This window comes from Stenotrophomonas terrae (genome assembly GCF_039674165.1).
In the GTDB taxonomy this organism is placed as follows: domain Bacteria; phylum Pseudomonadota; class Gammaproteobacteria; order Xanthomonadales; family Xanthomonadaceae; genus Stenotrophomonas; species Stenotrophomonas terrae_A.
On the sequence record NZ_JBDJMY010000064.1, the window covers coordinates 1 to 17,143 of the forward strand.

Annotated in this window: 16 protein-coding genes; 3 read left to right on the forward strand and 13 right to left on the reverse strand. The window is 64.4% G+C overall.

Going from position 1 to position 17,143, the window contains the following annotated elements; translation table 11 throughout:
- Positions 1–31: 31 nt before the first annotated feature.
- The 3 genes from ABE493_RS18230 to ABE493_RS18240 are packed head-to-tail and all read right to left on the reverse strand — an operon-like array spanning position 32 to position 4,868.
- Entirely contained in the window at positions 32–1,447 is a 1,416-nt protein-coding gene (locus tag ABE493_RS18230) for an efflux transporter outer membrane subunit (RefSeq protein ID WP_346500597.1), read from the reverse strand.
- Positions 1,448–1,455: 8 nt separating this feature from the next.
- Positions 1,456–3,408: a MacB family efflux pump subunit gene (locus ABE493_RS18235; RefSeq protein ID WP_346500599.1), complete on the reverse strand. Its 1,953-nt coding sequence runs from the start codon at positions 3,406–3,408 to the stop codon at positions 1,456–1,458.
- Positions 3,405–4,868 carry an efflux RND transporter periplasmic adaptor subunit gene (locus tag ABE493_RS18240; protein ID WP_346500601.1) on the reverse strand — a complete coding sequence of 488 codons (1,464 nt, stop codon included), beginning with the start codon at positions 4,866–4,868 and terminating at the stop codon, positions 3,405–3,407. The genes ABE493_RS18235 and ABE493_RS18240 overlap by 4 nt, the downstream gene beginning before the upstream one ends.
- Positions 4,869–4,946: 78 nt before the next feature.
- Between ABE493_RS18240 and ABE493_RS18245 the strand changes: the two genes are divergently transcribed.
- From ABE493_RS18245 to ABE493_RS18255, 3 genes are all read left to right on the forward strand, one after another.
- Positions 4,947–5,675 (forward strand): response regulator transcription factor, encoded by a 729-nt coding sequence (locus ABE493_RS18245; protein WP_346500603.1) that lies wholly within the window; start codon positions 4,947–4,949, stop codon positions 5,673–5,675.
- Positions 5,672–7,084 (forward strand): ATP-binding protein, encoded by a 1,413-nt coding sequence (locus tag ABE493_RS18250; RefSeq protein WP_346500605.1) that lies wholly within the window; start codon positions 5,672–5,674, stop codon positions 7,082–7,084. The genes ABE493_RS18245 and ABE493_RS18250 overlap by 4 nt, the downstream gene beginning before the upstream one ends.
- Positions 7,085–7,826: 742 nt before the next feature.
- Complete coding sequence (locus ABE493_RS18255) at positions 7,827–8,396, forward strand: GGDEF domain-containing protein (RefSeq protein ID WP_346500607.1); 570 nt, start codon at positions 7,827–7,829, stop codon at positions 8,394–8,396.
- A 12-nt stretch (positions 8,397–8,408) separates the two neighbouring features.
- Here the strand turns inward: ABE493_RS18255 and rnt are convergent, their stop codons facing one another.
- The 10 genes from rnt to pstS all read right to left on the reverse strand — a co-directional run bounded on the left by rnt (position 8,409) and on the right by pstS (position 16,891).
- A complete protein-coding gene (gene rnt, locus ABE493_RS18260; RefSeq protein ID WP_430980816.1) occupies positions 8,409–9,053 on the reverse strand; it encodes a ribonuclease T in 645 nt (214 codons plus the stop codon).
- A 296-nt stretch (positions 9,054–9,349) separates the two neighbouring features.
- On the reverse strand, positions 9,350–10,096 hold the full coding sequence (locus tag ABE493_RS18265) for an HvfC family RiPP maturation protein (RefSeq protein ID WP_346500609.1): 747 nt from the start codon (positions 10,094–10,096) through the stop codon (positions 9,350–9,352).
- Positions 10,089–10,916 (reverse strand): HvfB family MNIO-type RiPP peptide maturase, encoded by an 828-nt coding sequence (locus ABE493_RS18270; RefSeq protein ID WP_346500628.1) that lies wholly within the window; start codon positions 10,914–10,916, stop codon positions 10,089–10,091. Before ABE493_RS18270 ends, ABE493_RS18265 begins: the two co-directional genes overlap by 8 nt.
- A gap of 22 nt (positions 10,917–10,938) precedes the next feature.
- Entirely contained in the window at positions 10,939–11,304 is a 366-nt protein-coding gene (locus tag ABE493_RS18275) for an HvfA family oxazolone/thioamide-modified RiPP metallophore (RefSeq protein ID WP_346500611.1), read from the reverse strand.
- Between the two features lie 137 nt (positions 11,305–11,441).
- Positions 11,442–11,834 carry an RcnB family protein gene (locus tag ABE493_RS18280; RefSeq protein ID WP_346500613.1) on the reverse strand — a complete coding sequence of 131 codons (393 nt, stop codon included), beginning with the start codon at positions 11,832–11,834 and terminating at the stop codon, positions 11,442–11,444.
- 199 nt (positions 11,835–12,033) lie between these two features.
- Complete coding sequence (gene phoU / locus ABE493_RS18285; RefSeq protein WP_346500616.1) at positions 12,034–12,741, reverse strand: phosphate signaling complex protein PhoU; 708 nt, start codon at positions 12,739–12,741, stop codon at positions 12,034–12,036.
- 152 nt (positions 12,742–12,893) lie between these two features.
- Positions 12,894–13,724 (reverse strand): phosphate ABC transporter ATP-binding protein PstB, encoded by an 831-nt coding sequence (gene pstB / locus ABE493_RS18290; RefSeq protein ID WP_346500618.1) that lies wholly within the window; start codon positions 13,722–13,724, stop codon positions 12,894–12,896.
- Between the two features lie 31 nt (positions 13,725–13,755).
- Positions 13,756–14,619 carry a phosphate ABC transporter permease PstA gene (gene pstA, locus ABE493_RS18295; protein ID WP_346500620.1) on the reverse strand — a complete coding sequence of 288 codons (864 nt, stop codon included), beginning with the start codon at positions 14,617–14,619 and terminating at the stop codon, positions 13,756–13,758.
- A complete protein-coding gene (pstC, locus tag ABE493_RS18300) occupies positions 14,619–15,590 on the reverse strand; it encodes a phosphate ABC transporter permease subunit PstC (protein WP_346500622.1) in 972 nt (323 codons plus the stop codon). Before pstC ends, pstA begins: the two co-directional genes overlap by 1 nt.
- Positions 15,591–15,811: 221 nt before the next feature.
- The gene (gene pstS / locus ABE493_RS18305; RefSeq protein WP_346500624.1) at positions 15,812–16,891 is read right to left on the reverse strand and encodes a phosphate ABC transporter substrate-binding protein PstS; all 1,080 of its coding nucleotides are present in this window, start codon (positions 16,889–16,891) and stop codon (positions 15,812–15,814) included.
- Positions 16,892–17,143: the final 252 nt, after the last annotated feature.

Consider the following 17,143-nt stretch of genomic DNA (forward strand, 5'->3'; position numbering starts at 1 on the left):
TCCCCAACCCCTCTCCCGGAGGGAGAGGGGCTCAAGTCGCCCCACCACCCAGCGCCTTGTACAGCGTCACATCATTCACCAGCTGGCTGCGCTTGGTCTGCGCCAGCGACAGCTCCGCATTGCGGCGGGTCTGCTCGGCTTCCAGCCAGGTACGCAGGTCGGTAGCGCCGGCGCGATAACGCACCTCATACAAACGCGCGATCTCAACCGCCTCGTCATACGAAGCCTGCGCAGCAGCTACCTGCTCAGCCAGGCGTGTACGTGCAGACAAGGCGTTGTCCACTTCCGACAGCGCGGTATACAACGTCCGCCGGAAATCATTGGCGGCGATCTGATACGACAGGTCCGCCGATTTGATATCCAGCTGCATCTGCCGGAACTTCAAAAACGGCAGGCTCAAGCCCGCGCCCAAGGTCGCCACCGGATTGGTCAGCACATCACCCAGCGAGCTGCTGGAGCTGCCCACCGAACCACTCAGACTCAGACTCGGGTAATAGCTGGTGGCCGTTACCTTGATGCTCTTCAAGGACTGCCGCAGGCGTAGCTCGGCAGCACGCAGGTCAGGCCGGCGTGCAAGCAACTCCGCAGGCATTCCTTCAACCAGCGCCGGGCTCTGTGCGACATCCAGATTCTGCGGTTCGTTTACCAGCGGCCAAGGCTGGCCATCGAGCAATACGGTCAAGGCATTGCGGGTTTCCACCCGCTGCTGCTCCAGCTGCGATTGCGCGGCCTTCTGGCTTTCAATGTTCTGCTGCGCCTGGCGTACTTCCAGCCGCGAAACACCGCCGGCATCGAACTGGGCCTGCACCAATGAAGCAGTACGCTGCAGTCGCTCAAGATTCGCCTGGCCGGTGGCGATGGCCTGGTTGAGGTAGCCCAGCTGCCAGTACAGCTCGGCGCTCTGGCCAACCAGGCTCAATGCGGTGCTCTGCAGGTCCTGTGCGGTGGCCTGTGCTTCCCATTGGGCGATATCACGCTGCCCACGCAGCTTGCCCCACAGGTCCAGCTCCCAGCCCAATGACACGCTGGCGCTGTTGTTGCGCGACCAGTTGTCGCTGCTGTCGATGCTGCGGTTGCCGCTGGCACTCACCGAACCATTGGCCTGCGGCCACAGGTCAGCGCTGGCCAGCCCAGCCTGCGCGCGTGCCCGTTCCAGCTTCAGGCCGGCCGAGGCCATGTCGGTGTTGCTGGCCAGAACGCGTTCGATCAGCTGGTCCAGGTCGGGATCGGCAAAACCCTGCCACCAGGCATCGGCATGCACGTCGGCGACCGGTGCGGTCACTTCATGCGCGATGGACTGCACCGGCGCATTGGCAGCGGCATCGCCACGGCCGTAGATGTTGGGGACACGCAGATCGGCGGCGGGATCGGCGCTGGGCGTGGTGGCGCAGCCAACCAGTGCAGCGGTCAAGGCAGCGGAGAGCAGCAGGGGACGGAGTGCTTTCATGGTCATCTTCATTCGCGGGCCAAGGCCTCCACCGGATCCAGCTGGGCGGCATTGCGGGCCGGCAGGAAACCAAACGCCACGCCGATCAGTGTCGAGCAGGCGAAGGCGGCGATAATCGAGCCGGTGGAGAACATCAAGGTGAAGCTGGCGCCAAATGTCTGGAACGCCCAACCGATGGAAAGCGCCAGCACGATGCCGAGCACGCCGCCGAGCAGGCACACCAGCACCGCCTCGATCAGGAACTGCTGGCGGATGTCGCTCTGCCGCGCGCCAACGGCCATGCGCACGCCGATCTCGCGGGTACGTTCGGTCACCGACACCAGCATGATGTTCATCACGCCGATGCCGCCGACCACCAAGGCAATCGCGGCGATGGCGCCGATCAGCAAGGTCATGGTCTTGGTGGTGGACTCGATGGTCTCGCGGATTTCGGCGGTGTTGCTGAGGAAGAAATCCTCGGTGCCATGGCGCAGGGTAAGCAGTTTGGTGATGGCGGACTGCGCAGCGTCCATTGGCGTGTCGTCCTTGACCCGCAAGGTGATGCTGCTCAGGTAGGTCTGGCCAAGCATGCGCGCCATCACCGTGGTGTAGGGCACCCACACGCTGAGATTGGTGCTGCCACCAAAGCCAATCGATTGACGTTTGGCTACCCCGATCACCCGTGCCGGCACGTTGCCCAGCAGCACCACCTGGCCGAGTGGATCATCGCTGCCGAACAACTGGCTGCGCGTGTTTTCGTCGATCACCACCACCTGCGCCAGGCCCTTGACCTCGCTTGCATCGAAGTAACGGCCAGTTACCAGAGTCATGCCTTTGACCCGGAAATATTGGTCACCAATGCCGGCGACCTGCGCCGAGGCGGCCTTGTTGCCAACCCGTGCGGTCACCGAGCTGGACACAGTCGGAGTGACGCTGTCGATATAGCTCTGCGTGGCCAGTGCTTCGGCATCGCTGCTTTTCAGCGTCTGCACGCGGCCCGAGCGCATATCGCCGAAGCCACGGCCCGGATACACGTCGATGGTATTGGTGCCCAGCGAGGAGATGTTCTGCAGGATCTGCTGCTGCGAACCATTGCCCATCGCCACCACCGACACCACCGAGGCAATACCGATGATGATGCCGAGCATGGTCAGGAAGGTGCGCAGACGGTGCGCGTTCATTGCCAGCAGGGCCATGCGGAAGGCTTCGACAAAGCGATCACGCGCAGCCTGGAAAGCGCTCCCAGCGGCTTTGACCGGGGCAGGGCGTTGCTGGACTTTCAGCGCTGGCACTTTGTCGTTGCGGCGGTCGGCGACGATCACGCCGTCGTGGATTTCGATGATGCGCTGCGCGTGTTCGGCCACCTGCATGTCGTGGGTGACGATGATGATGGTCTGGCCTTCGGCATGCAGCTCGCCGAGGATGTTCATCACTTCCTCGCCCGAGGCACTGTCCAGTGCGCCGGTCGGTTCGTCGGCCAGAATCACCTCGCCGCCGTTCATCAGCGCACGCGCGATGGAAACGCGCTGCTGCTGGCCGCCGGACAGCTGGCCCGGCTTGTGGCCCATGCGGTCGCTCAGCCCCAAACGTGTCAGCAGTGCTTGGGCGCGTTCGCGGCGCGCGTCGTGCGGGGTGCCGGCGTAGATCGCCGGTACTTCCACATTGCCGCGCGCATCCAGATCGCCCAGCAGGTGGTAACGCTGGAAGATGAAGCCGAAATGTTCGCGGCGCAGTTCGGCCAGCTCGTCGGCTTGCATGCGCCCGGTCTCGCGACCGGCCACCTTGTATGAGCCGACGGTGGGGCGGTCCAGGCAGCCGAGGATGTTCATCAGCGTCGACTTGCCCGAGCCGGACTGGCCAACGATGGCGACCATCTCGCCGGCGTGGATGTCGAGATTGACGTCCTTGAGTACGGCGATGGTCTGCTCGCCGGCCGGGAACTCACGACGCAGGTCGCGCAGTTGCAGCAGTGGCTGGCTCATCGGCGCGGACCACCCATCATCGGGCCCATCGGGCTGCGCTGGTTGCTGCGCGCGCTGTTCTTGTCGGCATCGCTGACTTCGCCGACAACCACCAGCTCGCCTTCGTTCAAGCCTTCCAGTACTTCAACATTGGAACCGTTGTTGAGGCCGATCCTGATCCTGCGCGGCTCCGGCTGCCCGTCCTTGTTGACTACCCGAACCATGTAGCTGTTGCTCTTGGCCAGTGCGGCGGCATCCGGCTGACGGCGCTGCTGGCGCTGGCCTTCCTGCTTGCTGCGGGCGACGCGTTGCTCGCCATTGCCAGCAGCTGCACCGGCGCCACGGCCGCCCTCCGGCACCTTGGGGCCGAGCGCGACGGTGGGGATCAACAACGCATCCTTGGCCTGGGCCAGCATCACCGATACCTGCGCGGTCATGTCGATGCGCAGCGTGCCGTCCGGGTTCTCTACGTCAAACAGCGCGTTGTAATACACGGCGGTGCTGGAGCTGGATGAGGACGAGCTGCTGGTGCTTGTGTCGGTGCTGATCGAGGCCGGCGCCGGGTTCACCGTGCGCAGCGTGGCCTGGTATTTGTGGTCCGGATTGCCAAGGATGGTGAAGTACACCGGCATGCCGGGCTTGACCTTGACCACGTCGGCCTCGGAGATTTCTGCATTCACCGTGACCAGATCCAGCCGTGCCAGTTTGACGATGGTTGGTGCGGACTGGTTGGCGTTGACGGTGCGGCCTTCCTCAGCCACCACCGCCACCACGGTGCCGTCGATGGGCGCGGTGATGCGGGTGTAGCCCAGGTTGGCCTGGGCGGTACCCAGCTCGGTTTCGCGCTGACGGATCTGCGCGTCGAGCGCGCGGATCTGGGCGCGGGTGCTGGCCAGGTTGGCCTCGGCCGATTCAAACTCGGCGCGCGAAGTGGCTTCGGCGGCGAGCATTTCCTTCTGGCGGGCAAAGGCCAGCTCGGATTCCTTCAGCGAGGCGGTCTGCACTGCGCGCTGGGCACGGATGTTTTCCAGCGCGGCTTCGGCATTCTTCAGGCTGTTTTCCTGGGTGACCGAGTCGATCTCGGCGATCAGGTCGCCCTGCTTGACCACATCGCCCAGCTGCACCTTGAGCAGCTTGATCTGGCCGGAGGCCTGCGCGCCCACGCTGACCAGCTTGTAGGCATCGATCACACCGGTGGCATCGACGGTCTGTTCCAGATCACCACGGCTGACCGGCGAAGTCGCCATCGAAGGGGTAGCAGGCTTGCGCGTGGCCCAGTACGCGCCGCCGGCGATCAGGACGACGATGGCGGCGGCAAGCAGGAGGCGGTTGCGACGGGAGGAGGGCAGCAGCTTCACGGTGGTGGGGCACTCATTGGCCGCGGTGGCGGCGTCGAGATCCAGTGTGGTCAGCGGCCTGTTCAGCCTCAAGGCACGGCGTGTGTCGGCATGTATCAGGTTCAGCCTGGCATGTATCGGCATGTATCAATTGCCGTCGCCGATACCTGGCGATACATGCACGGGCGCGCACTACGATCCGCTAGCATGGATCATTGCCCCATGACGGACATACAGACCTTGCACCGCTTGCTGGTGGTAGACGACGACAGTGACATCCGCGGCCTGCTTGCCGAGCAGCTGGGCCGGGCGGGTTATGCGGTGAGTACCGCGGCCGATGGCAATGAGATGCGTCAGGTGCTGGCGCGCGAACACATCGATCTGATCGTGCTGGACCTGAACCTGCCGCGCGAAGACGGCCTGGCGCTGTGCCGCGAGCTACGCGTGCGTTCGACCACGCCTGTGATCATGTTGACCGCACGCAGCGAGCCGATCGATCGCGTGCTGGGCCTGGAAATGGGCGCGGATGATTACCTGGCCAAACCGTTCGAGCCGCGCGAACTGCTGGCACGCATCCGCAATGTATTGCGGCGTACCGAAGCGCTGCCTGCCAACATGGAACCGCTGGCGATGCGGCGCGCGGTGTTTTCCGGCTGGGTGTTCGATCTGGAACACCGCCATCTGATCGACCCGGCCAAGCGTGTGGTGATGCTCTCGGGTGCCGAGTTCCGGCTGCTGCGGGTGTTGGTGGCGCATGCCAACAAGGTGCTGTCGCGTGAGCAGCTGGTGTCGCTGAGCAGCGGCCGCAACTATGAATCACAGGACCGTGCCATCGATCTGCAGATCAGCCGTCTGCGGCAGAAGCTGGGGGATGCAGGCGGCGCCGATGGCCTCATCAAGACGGTGCGCAACGAAGGCTATGTGTTTGCCAGCGCGGTCACCCTGGAATGAAACGCTTGCGTCTGTTCCTGTCGTCGATGGCGGGGCGGCTGTTCGTGATCCTGCTGGTCGGCATGATGGTGGCGGCGATAGGCGCGACCTTGCTCGCCGAATCACGCAGGCAACAGGAGTTCGAGCGGCAGAATCTTGCCCGCATCGCCGACCGCCTGCAGGGCTTCGTCAACCTGCTGGATGGCAACCCGGAACTGCGCAGCCGGCTGCTGGCAGTCGGCGGCCCCAGCGTGCGTGAGGTGAAAGGCGACTTCCGCACCGGTGAACAGGACAGGGCGTTGATGGACGTACTGGCTGCACGGGGCGGGGCGCTTGCCAGTGCACAGGTGCGTGCCAGCAGCTTTCGTGCCTGCATGCCGCCTTTGCCGGAGTTTCTGCCACCGCCGGAGCGCGGCCGGCGCCCTGCGCACCAGCGCGAGCGTGATCCAGCGTTCACGCCGCCACGTTGCAGGCTGGTGGAATTGAAACTTGGCGATGGCACGCCGCTACGGCTGGCGCTGGAATACCCGGCGGTGGCGCGGCGTTCGGCATCGGCCTTTGATCCATGGTTCCTGTCGTTGCTGGTGTTGGCGATTGGCCTGCTGGCGTATGTGGTGGCACGCATTGCCAGTTCACCGCTGCAACGGCTGGCAAACCACGCCACCGAGCTCGGCCACGACCTGCAGCGCGAACCGCTGCCGGTGACGGGCCCGTTGGAAGTGCAACGGGCCGCCGAGGCATTCAATGCCATGCAGAAGCGGCTGCAGCGGCATCTGGGCGAACGTACGCAGATGCTGGCGGCCATCACCCACGACCTGCAGACGCCATCAACGCGGCTGCGGTTGCGGCTGGAGAACGTACAGGACGAGCAGCTGCGCGAACGCTTGATCGGCGATCTTGCGGCGATGCAGGCGCTGATACGTGAAGGCCTGGAGCTGGCGCGCAGTGCCGAAAGTGCCGAGCAACGGGCAGCGCTGGATCTGGATTCGCTGCTGGAAAGCGTGGTCGAGGATGCGGCCGAGTCTGGCCACGACGCGCTGTTGCAGCAAGGTTGTGGCGCCGTGTTGATGCTGCGTCCACTGGCCATGCGGCGGCTGTTCTCCAATCTGGTCGACAACGCGGTGAAGTACGGTCATGCGGCGCACGTGCACGCCCGCCGCGACGGCGATGCGGTGGAAGTGCGGGTGCGTGACAACGGACCGGGCCTGGCCGAGGAGGAGCTGGAGTCGGTATTCACTCCGTTCCTGCGGCTGGAAACCTCGCGCTCGCGGGAGACTGGCGGTGCTGGCCTGGGCCTGACCATTGCCCGCGCCCTGGCCGAGAAGGATGGTGCCAGCCTGACGCTGCGCAACCATCCCGACGGTGGTCTGGAAGCCGTCGTACGCTGGGAAGTCCCGCAATGGGCCACAGCTCATACAGGCACTGCCTGAGCCTGTGGGAGCGGCGTAAGCCGCGAAGCCATGGGTCTCATCGGCGTATCTGCAGCCCGTCCAGCTAAGGCGCGTCGAGTGCAGGAGGGCTGTTGCCGTGATCTGCCCGGCCATCAGCTTCGCGGCTTACGCCGCTCCCACAAAGAAAATGCGCAGCCCTGCAGTTGTTGCAGGAGCGGCGTAAGCCGCGAAGCCATAGATCCCACCGGCCCGCACATCAATGGCATCCCAAGCACAGTGATGTGTCGCGGGGATCGCTACGGTCTTCTACCTTCCGGGCCAGATTCGTGTCCACAGCACCATCGGGACTACGAACCTGTTTCGGCGTTCGCCAACGTGATCTCCATCGCTGATCTACCGTAAGTGTTTGCTAGTATCGCCAGACCAGCTTGGGGCATGAACGATGGCAGCAGAGAAGAATCTGGTTACCCGCTCGGGCGTCAGGATGCGCGCGTTGGGGAGCAGGGGTGCGGTCTTTGCAAATCGAGGTCTTTGGGCGCTGATCATCTCGGCCGGATGCGCCGCATCGCCGGCGTGGGCGCAGGCGGGGAGCACAGCTTTTCACCCGTCCCCTGTGGTTGCGGCACTATCGGCCCCGGCGTTGCTCGCCGGCCTTTGCCTGCTGTTGACGCTGGCACTGCTGTGGTTGGGAATGCGGTTCCGGCAGCAACGCAGCCGGGCGCAACTACTATCAGCGCAGGCGCTGGCCCAATCGGACGAATTGCGTCAACAGAACAAACGCTTGGAAGCCACCCTGCTGGAAAAAGGCCAGCTTGAGCTCAAGCTGCGCGAACAGGCCGAGGCGTTCGAGCGCCTGGCAAACGAAGATGATCTCAGTGGGCTGCCCAATCGCCGTGCGTTCGACGAAATGCTTGCACGTGACATGGCCGTTGCCCGCCGCGCCGGCCGCGCACTGAGCCTGGTGGTGCTGAGCATCGACCACCTCAAGCAGATCAATGCCGAGTGGTCACGCGCGGTCGGTGATCTGGTGCTGTGCGAAGTAGGTGAGCTGATGCGGCGCAGCCTGCGTGCTTCGGACATGCCGGCGCGGTTGGGCAACAAGGAATTCGCGGTGTTGTTGACCGACACCGCACTGCCGGAAGCCGAGATCGCCTGCCAGCGGTTGCAGCGCCTGTTCGCTCAATACGTCGAGTGGGGCGGGCACGAGGCCGGCGACATCAAGGTCAGCTTCAGTGCCGGAGTGGTGCAGTTGCACGAAGACGACCAGGCACCCGTGCTGTTCTACCAGCGCGCAAAGAACGCGCTGGCCACGGCGAAAAGGGAAGGCCGCGCACGCACCTGCACGGACTGAGTGCCATGCCGCTCAGCTGGCGGGCATGGTTGGCCAGGCGTTGACGATCTTGCAGAACAGACGCGCGGTCTGCTCGGTGTCGTATACCGCGCTATGCGCTTCACTTGCATCCCATTCAAAACCGGCTGCCTGCACCGAACGTGCGAGCACGGTCTGCCCGTAGGCGACCCCGGCCAGGGTCACGGTGTCGAACACGCTGAAAGGGTGGAACGGATTGCGCTTGTGGCCGCTGCGGGCGACGGTGGCGTTTACGAAGTTCAGGTCGAAATGTGCGTTGTGGCCAACCAGGATCGCGCGTTGGCAGTGATATTTTTTCATCGCCGCGCGGATCGGTACGAACACATGTTCCAGCGCGTCGCGCTCGGGCTTGGCCAGCCGGAAGGGGTGGTCAAGCACGATGCCGGTGACTTCCAGCGATTTGGGGTCGATTTCGGTGCCTTCGGCCGGGATCACATGCGCGCTGGCGGTCTGGCCGGGATACAACAGGCCGTTGTCGTCCATCTCCACCGGCACGGCGGCGATCTCAAGCAGCGCATGACGATTACAGTCGAAGCCACCGGTTTCCACGTCCACCACCACCGGCAGAAAGCCGCGGAAGCGCTGCGCCATGGGCGTGTAAGCAGGACGGGGGACCGAGGGTTCAGCAGATTCGTTCATCGCAATAGGGTAGCAGAGCGGGTCAAGCGGCCGTGTCAGCGAGCGCCCGCAACCGGCGCGCAGGAGCGACGATGGCCATGTAGTGCCGAGCCATGCTCGGCAGAGGCTTTCCCATCAATACCTGCAGAAGCGGCCTAAGCCGCGAAGCCGGTACTGCTCGAAAGGCCCTCAAGGCCGACCCCTCCCCAACCTTCCCCTTGGCCTTCGGCCAAAGGGAGGGGGCGCGTCGTTGCCGCGGACAGAAGGGGTTTAAGCCTTCAGCCAAGCAATGCGAACAATCAAACCCTCCGTCAACGTCAGGCAGCAGCGCTGCCCAGCAGACAGCCCTTGTCCCTTAATTGCTGCAGCATCGCCGCGCCGTTGTCGATGAACGCCTCATCCGCCTGCGTACCGGCTTCGAGCGCCAATTCCTGCAGCTGCTCAAGCCCATTGAGCGCAGGAAACTCTTCCAGCCGTTCCAGCAGCCGAAACAGCAAGGGCGATAGTTCGGAGAACGCGATGTGGCCATCGGCCTGGCGGCGGGCCAGCAGCAGGGTCGGCTGCAGCGGTGGCTGGCGCGGTTGGTATTCCAGACCAATCCTATGCACCGGCCAGTGGTAGGCGAGGGCGCGGCAGCAGGGCGAAACCACCGGGCTGCCGGCCAGCAGGTCGCCGTATGGATCATGTGCCGGCAGCGCTGCGTCGCTGATCTTCAGGGCAAGTTCGATCCATTCGTAGTGGGCCAGCTCCAGCAACCAGGGAGCCTGCGGGTCGACGCTGCGCTGGTCCAGGAAGGCGATGAACTCCTGCCCGATCTCAGGAAACAGCGGCGTCCGCGCGCGGTGCTCGCGGCAGAATGCTTGCACCAGCTGCTGCCATCGCGGCGCCCCAAGGCTGCGTGCAATCACCGGGAAATTGGCCGCCAGCAGGCTTTGGATGTTGTTGAAATACAGCTCGCGGTAAACCTGCATGCGTGCAGGGGCGATGCCTGGCGGGGCAGGCTGCTGCGGATCACGCAGATGCGCGGCGAAACGCTTCTGCAGGGCGGCCAGAGACTCAGCCATGGCGGCCGATCCGGGCGAGCTGCAGTTGGCGGATACGGCTTACCTCGGCCAGCAGTTCCGGCAACGGCGGGAAGTTGAAATCGCGCTCCAGCAAGGTGGGGCGCACCCCGTGCATGGCATAGGTATCGGCCAGCAACTGCCAGACATCGCCTTTGACCGGCATGCCATGGGTGTCGATCTTCAAGTCGTCGGCTTCGTCGTGGTGGCCGGCGAGGTGGTAACTGGCAATGCGCTGCGAAGGCAGCCGCGCAAGAAAGGCGTGTGCGTCATAGCCATGGTTGATGGCGTTGACGTACACATTGTTGACGTCCAGCAGCAGGTCGCAATCGGCCTCGCCGAGCACGGCGTTGATGAACTCGGCCTCGTCCATGTCGGCCGCAGGTACGGCGTAGTAGGAAGCATTTTCCACGGCGATACGGCGACCGAGGATGTCCTGCGTCTGGCGGATACGCGCGGCGACGTGGTGGACGGCTTCGGCGGTGAACGGCAGTGGCAGCAGTTCGTAAAGCTGGCCGTCATCGCTGCACCAGCTCAGGTGCTCGCTGTACAGCGCTACCTGGTGCTGGTCGAGGAAGCGACGGGTACGTGCGAGGAATTCCACATCCAGGGGCGCCGGGCCGCCCAGTGACAAGGACAGTCCATGGCAGCTGAGCGGATAACGCTGTGACAGGGCGGACAGCGCTTCGCCCATTGGGCCGCCGACGCCGATCCAGTTGTCCGGCGCGCATTCGAGAAAATCGAATGCGTGTGCCGGTGCCTGCTGCAGGGCGTCGAGCAGCGAGCGTCGCAAGCCCAGGCCTGCGCTGGCCTGGGCCGGCATGCGCAGGCCGTGCGTGGCGGGCTTAGTGCTTGCCGCCACACTTGCCCTCGCCGCACTTGCCTTCGGCCTTGGCCTTGTCGGTGCTGGCAGCCGCTTCGCCTTCGGCCTTGGCCGCGTCGGTCGTGGGCTTGTCCTTGTCGGCGCCGCATTTGCCTTCACCACATTTGCCCTCGCCACACTTGCCTTCGGCCTTCTGTTTGGCGGCGGCATCGGCGGCTTGGTCGGTGGCGGTGGCGGCTTGGGTTTCGGCGGTGGGCGGGGTCTGGGCGCTGGCGCCAAGGGCGTAGCCTTGGGCCAGATCGGTCATGGCAAAGGCAGGGGCCGCCATGCCGCCAAGCAGGGCAACGCCCAGGGCGAGGGTGGTGGGCTTGCGGATATCGATGGCCATTGCGGTGTCTCCGGTGGTGGTTGGGCCGGGGGGAGGCTGGAGCTTAGCAAGCAGCCCGGGCCAGCGGCGTCACCTTGCCAACGTTGGAACGACAACGGGCCCAGACGGGCCCGTTGTGATCGAGCTGGAACCGGCACTCAGCGATGAGCGCTGACGATGTCGATGATCAGCCCGGTAGCGACGGCCATCAGCACATAGCGCTGATCCAGCTTGCGCCACTCATTGCCGCGCCCGGGTTTGCGCAGGCCGTGCCTGTTGTAGTCGGCGACACGGTTGCCACGCTGGTGCTGGGGCAGGCGCTCGCCCTTGCGCGGGGCGTGATGGGCGCTGTTCTGCGAAGCATGCCGGGCACCGTTGTGCGCGGCCGGTGCCGGGCCGTTGTGCGCAGGGCCTTGGTGGTGCGGCGCCGCGCTGCGCTGCGGCGCGTCGTGGCGCGCGTTGTCACGGTCGCGGTCCTGCGCCGGGCCGGCGAAGGCGGTGGCGGAGGCCAGCAGGGACAGGCTCAGGACGGTGGCGGCAATACGCTTCATGGGGATTCCTCGGTGCGCGGCGGAAGTGCTGCGGACGAGTCCATGCTCGGAAAAATTCCGTGAATGCGGAATTAAAACTGCCCTCTGCGGCGTATCACTTTGTACCGCTGTGTATCGGCCAGCTGGGATGCCGCACGGCGAGCCAGTGCGGAGGCGCGGAATCCGGCGCTGCCGTCGTGGGCAGCGCCGGTGATGGAACTCAGGCGTGATCGACGCTGCTGGTTTCGTCACGCTTCTCGCGCGGCGGCAGCGGCGCATCACCGTGCACCAGGAACCAGACGTTCTCGGCGATATTGGTGGCGTGGTCGCCGATGCGCTCCAGGTTCTTGGCCATGAACAGCAGATGCGTGCACGGGGTGATGTTGCGCGGGTCTTCCATCATGTAGGTCAGCAGCTCGCGGAACAGCGCGGTGTACTGCGCATCCAGACGTGCGTCATCCGCGCGCAGCTTGAGCGCCGCTTCGGCGTCGTTGTCGCGGTAGGCTTCCATGGCGCGGCGCACCTGCTGCGCGGCCAGGCGGCCGAGCGCGCGTACACCCTGGATCTGCGGCAGTGGTGGCACCGCCGCCAGAGCGATGGAACGCTTGGCGACGTTGGCAGCGTAGTCGCCAATACGTTCGATGTCGGCCGGAATCCGCAGGCCGGCAAGAATCTCGCGCAGGTCGCGTGCCATCGGCCCACGCAGGGCCAGGCGCATCACGTCGTGGCTGATCTGCTGCTCGAGCTGGTCGATGGCCTCGTCGTTGGCGACGATGCGCTGCGCGGCTTTTTCGTCGCGGCGTTCGATCACGTCCAGCGCGGCTTCGAGCTGCGCAACGGACATTTCGCCCATGCGCACGATCTCGGTCACCAGTCGCTGCTGTTCTTCGTCATAGCTTTTGACGATGTGGTCGTTGGGAAGATTCATGGAATGCTCGCTGGAAACTGTTCGGGTGGGACTGCATTCGTTCGGGAGCTGCGTTGCCTTCCATGGCGTACATCTGGCTTCGGAGTGCGGCCCGGCCGTCCTTGGCCAGGCGTCCAGCGGGCTGCGGACCATTCGCGGTCCGCGCGCCGGCCTCAGCCAAAGCGACCGGTGATGTAATCCTCGGTCTGCTGCTTGGAGGGGTTGGAGAAGATGGTTTCGGTGCGGTCGTGCTCGATCAGGTCGCCCAGGTACATGAAGGCGGTGTAGTCGGACACGCGCGCAGCCTGCTGCATGTTGTGGGTAACGATGGCGATGGTGTAATCGTTCTTCAGCTCTTCAACCAGCTGCTCGATGCGGCTGGTGGAGATCGGGTCCAGCGCCGAGGTCGGCTCGTCGAGCAGCAGCACGTCCGGGCGCAGGGCCACGGCGCGGGCGATGCACAGGCGCTGCTGCTGGCCACCGGACAGGCCCAGCGCACTCTGGTTGAGCTTGTCCTTTACCTCGTCCCACAGCGCGCCCTGTCGCAACGCCTGTTCGACGCGCACGTTCATCTCGGCCTTGGACAGCTTCTCGTGGTGACGAATGCCGTAGGCGACGTTTTCGAAGATGGTCATCGGGAACGGCACCGGCTTCTGGAACACCATGCCCACCTTGGAACGCAGGCGGTTCATCGGGTACTTCGGCGAAAGGATGTTCTCGCCGTCCAGCAACACCTCACCGCGCGCTTCCAGCTTGGGGTACAGCGCGTAGATGCGGTTGAAGATGCGCAGCAGGGTGGACTTGCCGCAACCGGACGGGCCGATCAGCGCGGTGACACGCTTTTCGGGGATTTCCAGGTTGATGCTCTTCAGCGCGTGGAACCTGTCGTAGTAGAAGTCCAGGCCGCGTGCGGCCAGCTTGACCGGCGCAGGCGTGTGCAGCGACTGGTTGGCGGCGGGCACTGCGATGCGTTGCATCGGTACGGCATTGCTGAGGTCGTTCATGGGGAGGTCCATGGCAGTCAATCGTTTAAGTTCAGTCGTTCGAAATGCGGTTGCGCAGCAGCAGGCCGCGCGCGGACAGGCTGACCAGCAGCACGAACACGGTCAGCACCAGCGCGCCGGCCCAGGCCAGCACCTGCCAGGATTCATACGGGCTGCCGGCAAACTGGTTCATCACCACCGGCACCGAGGCCATCGGCTGCATCACGTTGCTGTTCCAGTACTGGTTGCCGAAGGCGGTGAACAGCAGCGGTGCGGTCTCGCCGGAGATGCGCGCCAGGGCGAGCAGGATGCCGGTGACGATGCCGGCCATGGCGCTGCGGTACAGCACCTGCATGATCACCTTCCACTGCGGCACGCCCAGCGCCAATGCGGCTTCGCGCATCTGCACTGGAACCAGTCGCAGCATTTCGTCGGTGGTGCGGATCACCACCGGCAGCACGATGAAGGCCAGCGACAAGGCGCCTGCAAATGCCGAGAACTGGCCGCCGGTCTGCATCACATACAGCGTGTAGACGAACAGGCCGAGCACGATGGACGGTGCCGACAGCAGGATGTCATTGACGAAGCGCACCACCGTACCGGCCTTGCGTGCATTGCCGTACTCGGCCAGCCAGGTGCCGGCAGCCACGCCCAGTGGCGTGCCGATGCCGATTGCCAGCGCACACATCACCGCGCTGCCGAAGAAAGCGTTGAGCAGACCACCTTCCTGCATCGGCGGCGGTGTCATCTTGGTGAACAGGTTGATGTTGATGCCGGGCAGACCCTTGGACAGCAGCGTCCACAGGATCCAACCAAGGAAGAACAGGCCGAACAAGGCGGTGGCGCAGCCCATCAGCAGTGCAAGGACGTTGACGACGCGGCGGCGCAGGTACAGCGAATCGGCGGAAGTGGACATCAGTTGCCCTCCTTGCGTGACAGGCGCATCAGCATCAGACGGGCCAGTGCCAGCACCACGAAGGTGACGATGAACAATACGAAGCCGAGCAGCAGCAGTGCCGAGCGGTAGGTTTCAGTGGCTTCGCCGAAGTCGTTGGCAATCAGTGCGGCGATGGTGGTGCCCGGCTCCAGCAGCGAGGGCGTCAGGCGCACGCTGTTGCCGATCACGAAGGCCACGGCCATGGTTTCGCCGAGCGCACGGCCCAGGCCGAGGAACACACCGCCGATGACGGCAGAGCGGGTATAGGGCAGCACGATGTCCCAGCTCACTTCCCACTTGGTTGAACCCAGCGCGTAGGCCGATTCCTTCAGGCGGGTGGGGACGGTGAGGAAGACTTCGCGCATCACCGAGGAGATGAAGGGGATGACCATGATGGCCAGCACGAAACCGGCGGTGAGCATGCCGATACCCAGCGGCGGGCCGCGGAACAGCGCGCCGATCACCGGCAGCGGACCAAGGTGATCATTGAGGAACGGGGTGACGTATTCGGTCATCACCGGCACCAGTACGAACAGGCCCCACATGCCGTAGATGATCGAGGGAATGCCTGCCAGCAGTTCGATGGCGGTGCCGACCGGGCCACGCAGCCAGCGCGGTGCCACTTCGGTCAGGAAGAAGGCGATGCCAAAGCTCACCGGCACCGCGATCAGCATCGCGATCAGGGCGGTGACGATGGTGCCGTAGATCGGTGCCAAAGCGCCGAACTTGTTTTCGACCGGATTCCAGTCGGATGAGTAGAAGAAGCTCAGGCCCTGTTCCTGCAGCGCATGGCGGCCGCCCCAGAGCATGGACAGGGCGGCGCCAGCCAGTGCGACCAGAACGAAAATCACCGTGGCGATCAGGAACCAGCGGAACAGCCGGTCGTTGCGGGCATCGCGCAGATCGCGCGAAGTGGGCGACGAAGCGAGGGACGGTGCAATGGCATTCATGGCAGCGGCAGGGGCCCAGGAGGATGCGGTGAAATATCAGTCCCTCGGTGGAGGGAACCCGTCATTCCCGCCGAGGCGGGAATCGCGCTTGCCCTTGCATGCGATTTCAAGGGCGGAAGCGGGGTAACAGATGCAACAACAGAATTGATGGCGATCCCACCGAAGTGGGAATGACGCAATGACAAGAGCGGGTGCGCCATCGGCACACCCGCGTCATCGCATCACTTGAACTCAGTAGCCCAGTAGGTTTCGATCTGGGTCACCAGCTCGGCCGGCAGCGGCACGTAGTGCAGCTCGTTGGCCTGCGCCTGGCCGTTCTCGAAGGCCCACTTGAAGAACGCGCGGGTATCGGTGCTGCGCTTGGCATCCTTCGGCTGCTTGTGCATCAGCATGAAGTTGGTGGCAGTGATCGGCCACGCATTGGCACCCGGGGCGTTGGTGATCACCAGGTTGAAGTCCTTGGCATTGGCCCAGTCGGCGCTGGCAGCAGCGGCGGCAAAGGTTTCGGCGGTCGGCTGTACCCAGCTGCCTGCGGCGTTCTGCATCGACGCATACGGCATGTTGTTCTGCAGCGCGTAGGCCAGCTCGACGTAACCCACCGAGCCCTTGATCTGCTGCACGTAGGAGGCAACGCCTTCGTTGCCCTTACCGCCCACGCCGTCCGGCCACTGCACCGAGGTGCCTTCGCCTACTTTTTCCTTCCACTCGCCGCTGACCTTGGACAGGTAGTTGGAGAAGTTGAAGGTGGTACCCGAACCGTCGGAGCGGTGCACCAGGGTGATCTTGGTATCGGGCAGGGTCACGCCCGGGTTGGCATCGGCAATCGCCTTGTCGTTCCAGGTTTTGATCTTGCCCAGGAAGATGTCTGCCAGCAGGGTGCCGGTCAGGCGCAGCTGGCCCGGCTGCAGGCCTTCCAGGTTGACCACCGGCACAACGCCGCCGATGGCCGACGGGAACTGACCCAGGCCAGCCTGTGCCAGCTCTTCAGTGGAAAGCGGCTTGTCGGACGAGCCGAAGTCGACGGTGCCGGCCTTGATCTGGGCGATACCGCCGCCTGAGCCGATCGACTGGTAATTGATCTTGGCGCCGGTGGCGGCGTTGTAGTCGGCCGACCACTTGGACACCAGCGGGAAGATGAACGATGCGCCTGCGCCGGAGATCTCGACGGAAACCTTGTCGCCGGCGGCAGTTGCCGCGGCGCCCGGGGCGGAAGCGGCCTGGTTGCCCTTGTCACCGCAGGCTGACAGGCCCAGGGCGATGGCCAGCGAAAGGGCGGCAAGACCGGTCGTGTGCAGCTTCATGCGTCACTCCATAGCGGGAGAAATGCCGGCACCGCCGGCGGATGCGGCTATGAAATGATGTTTTTGTTACAACCTGATTACATCGTCAAAAAAATATAAAAAAACCAACGGAATCAATGGCTGTAAAGTTGAGGGAGGGCAGGGAATGGCCAGGTGGTGCCGCGCCATGCTCGGCAAGAGGCGTTACCGGGAAAGCCCCAGCCGAGCATGGCTCGGCTCTACAGGTGGAGCCGAAGCCATGCCGCTGCCTGT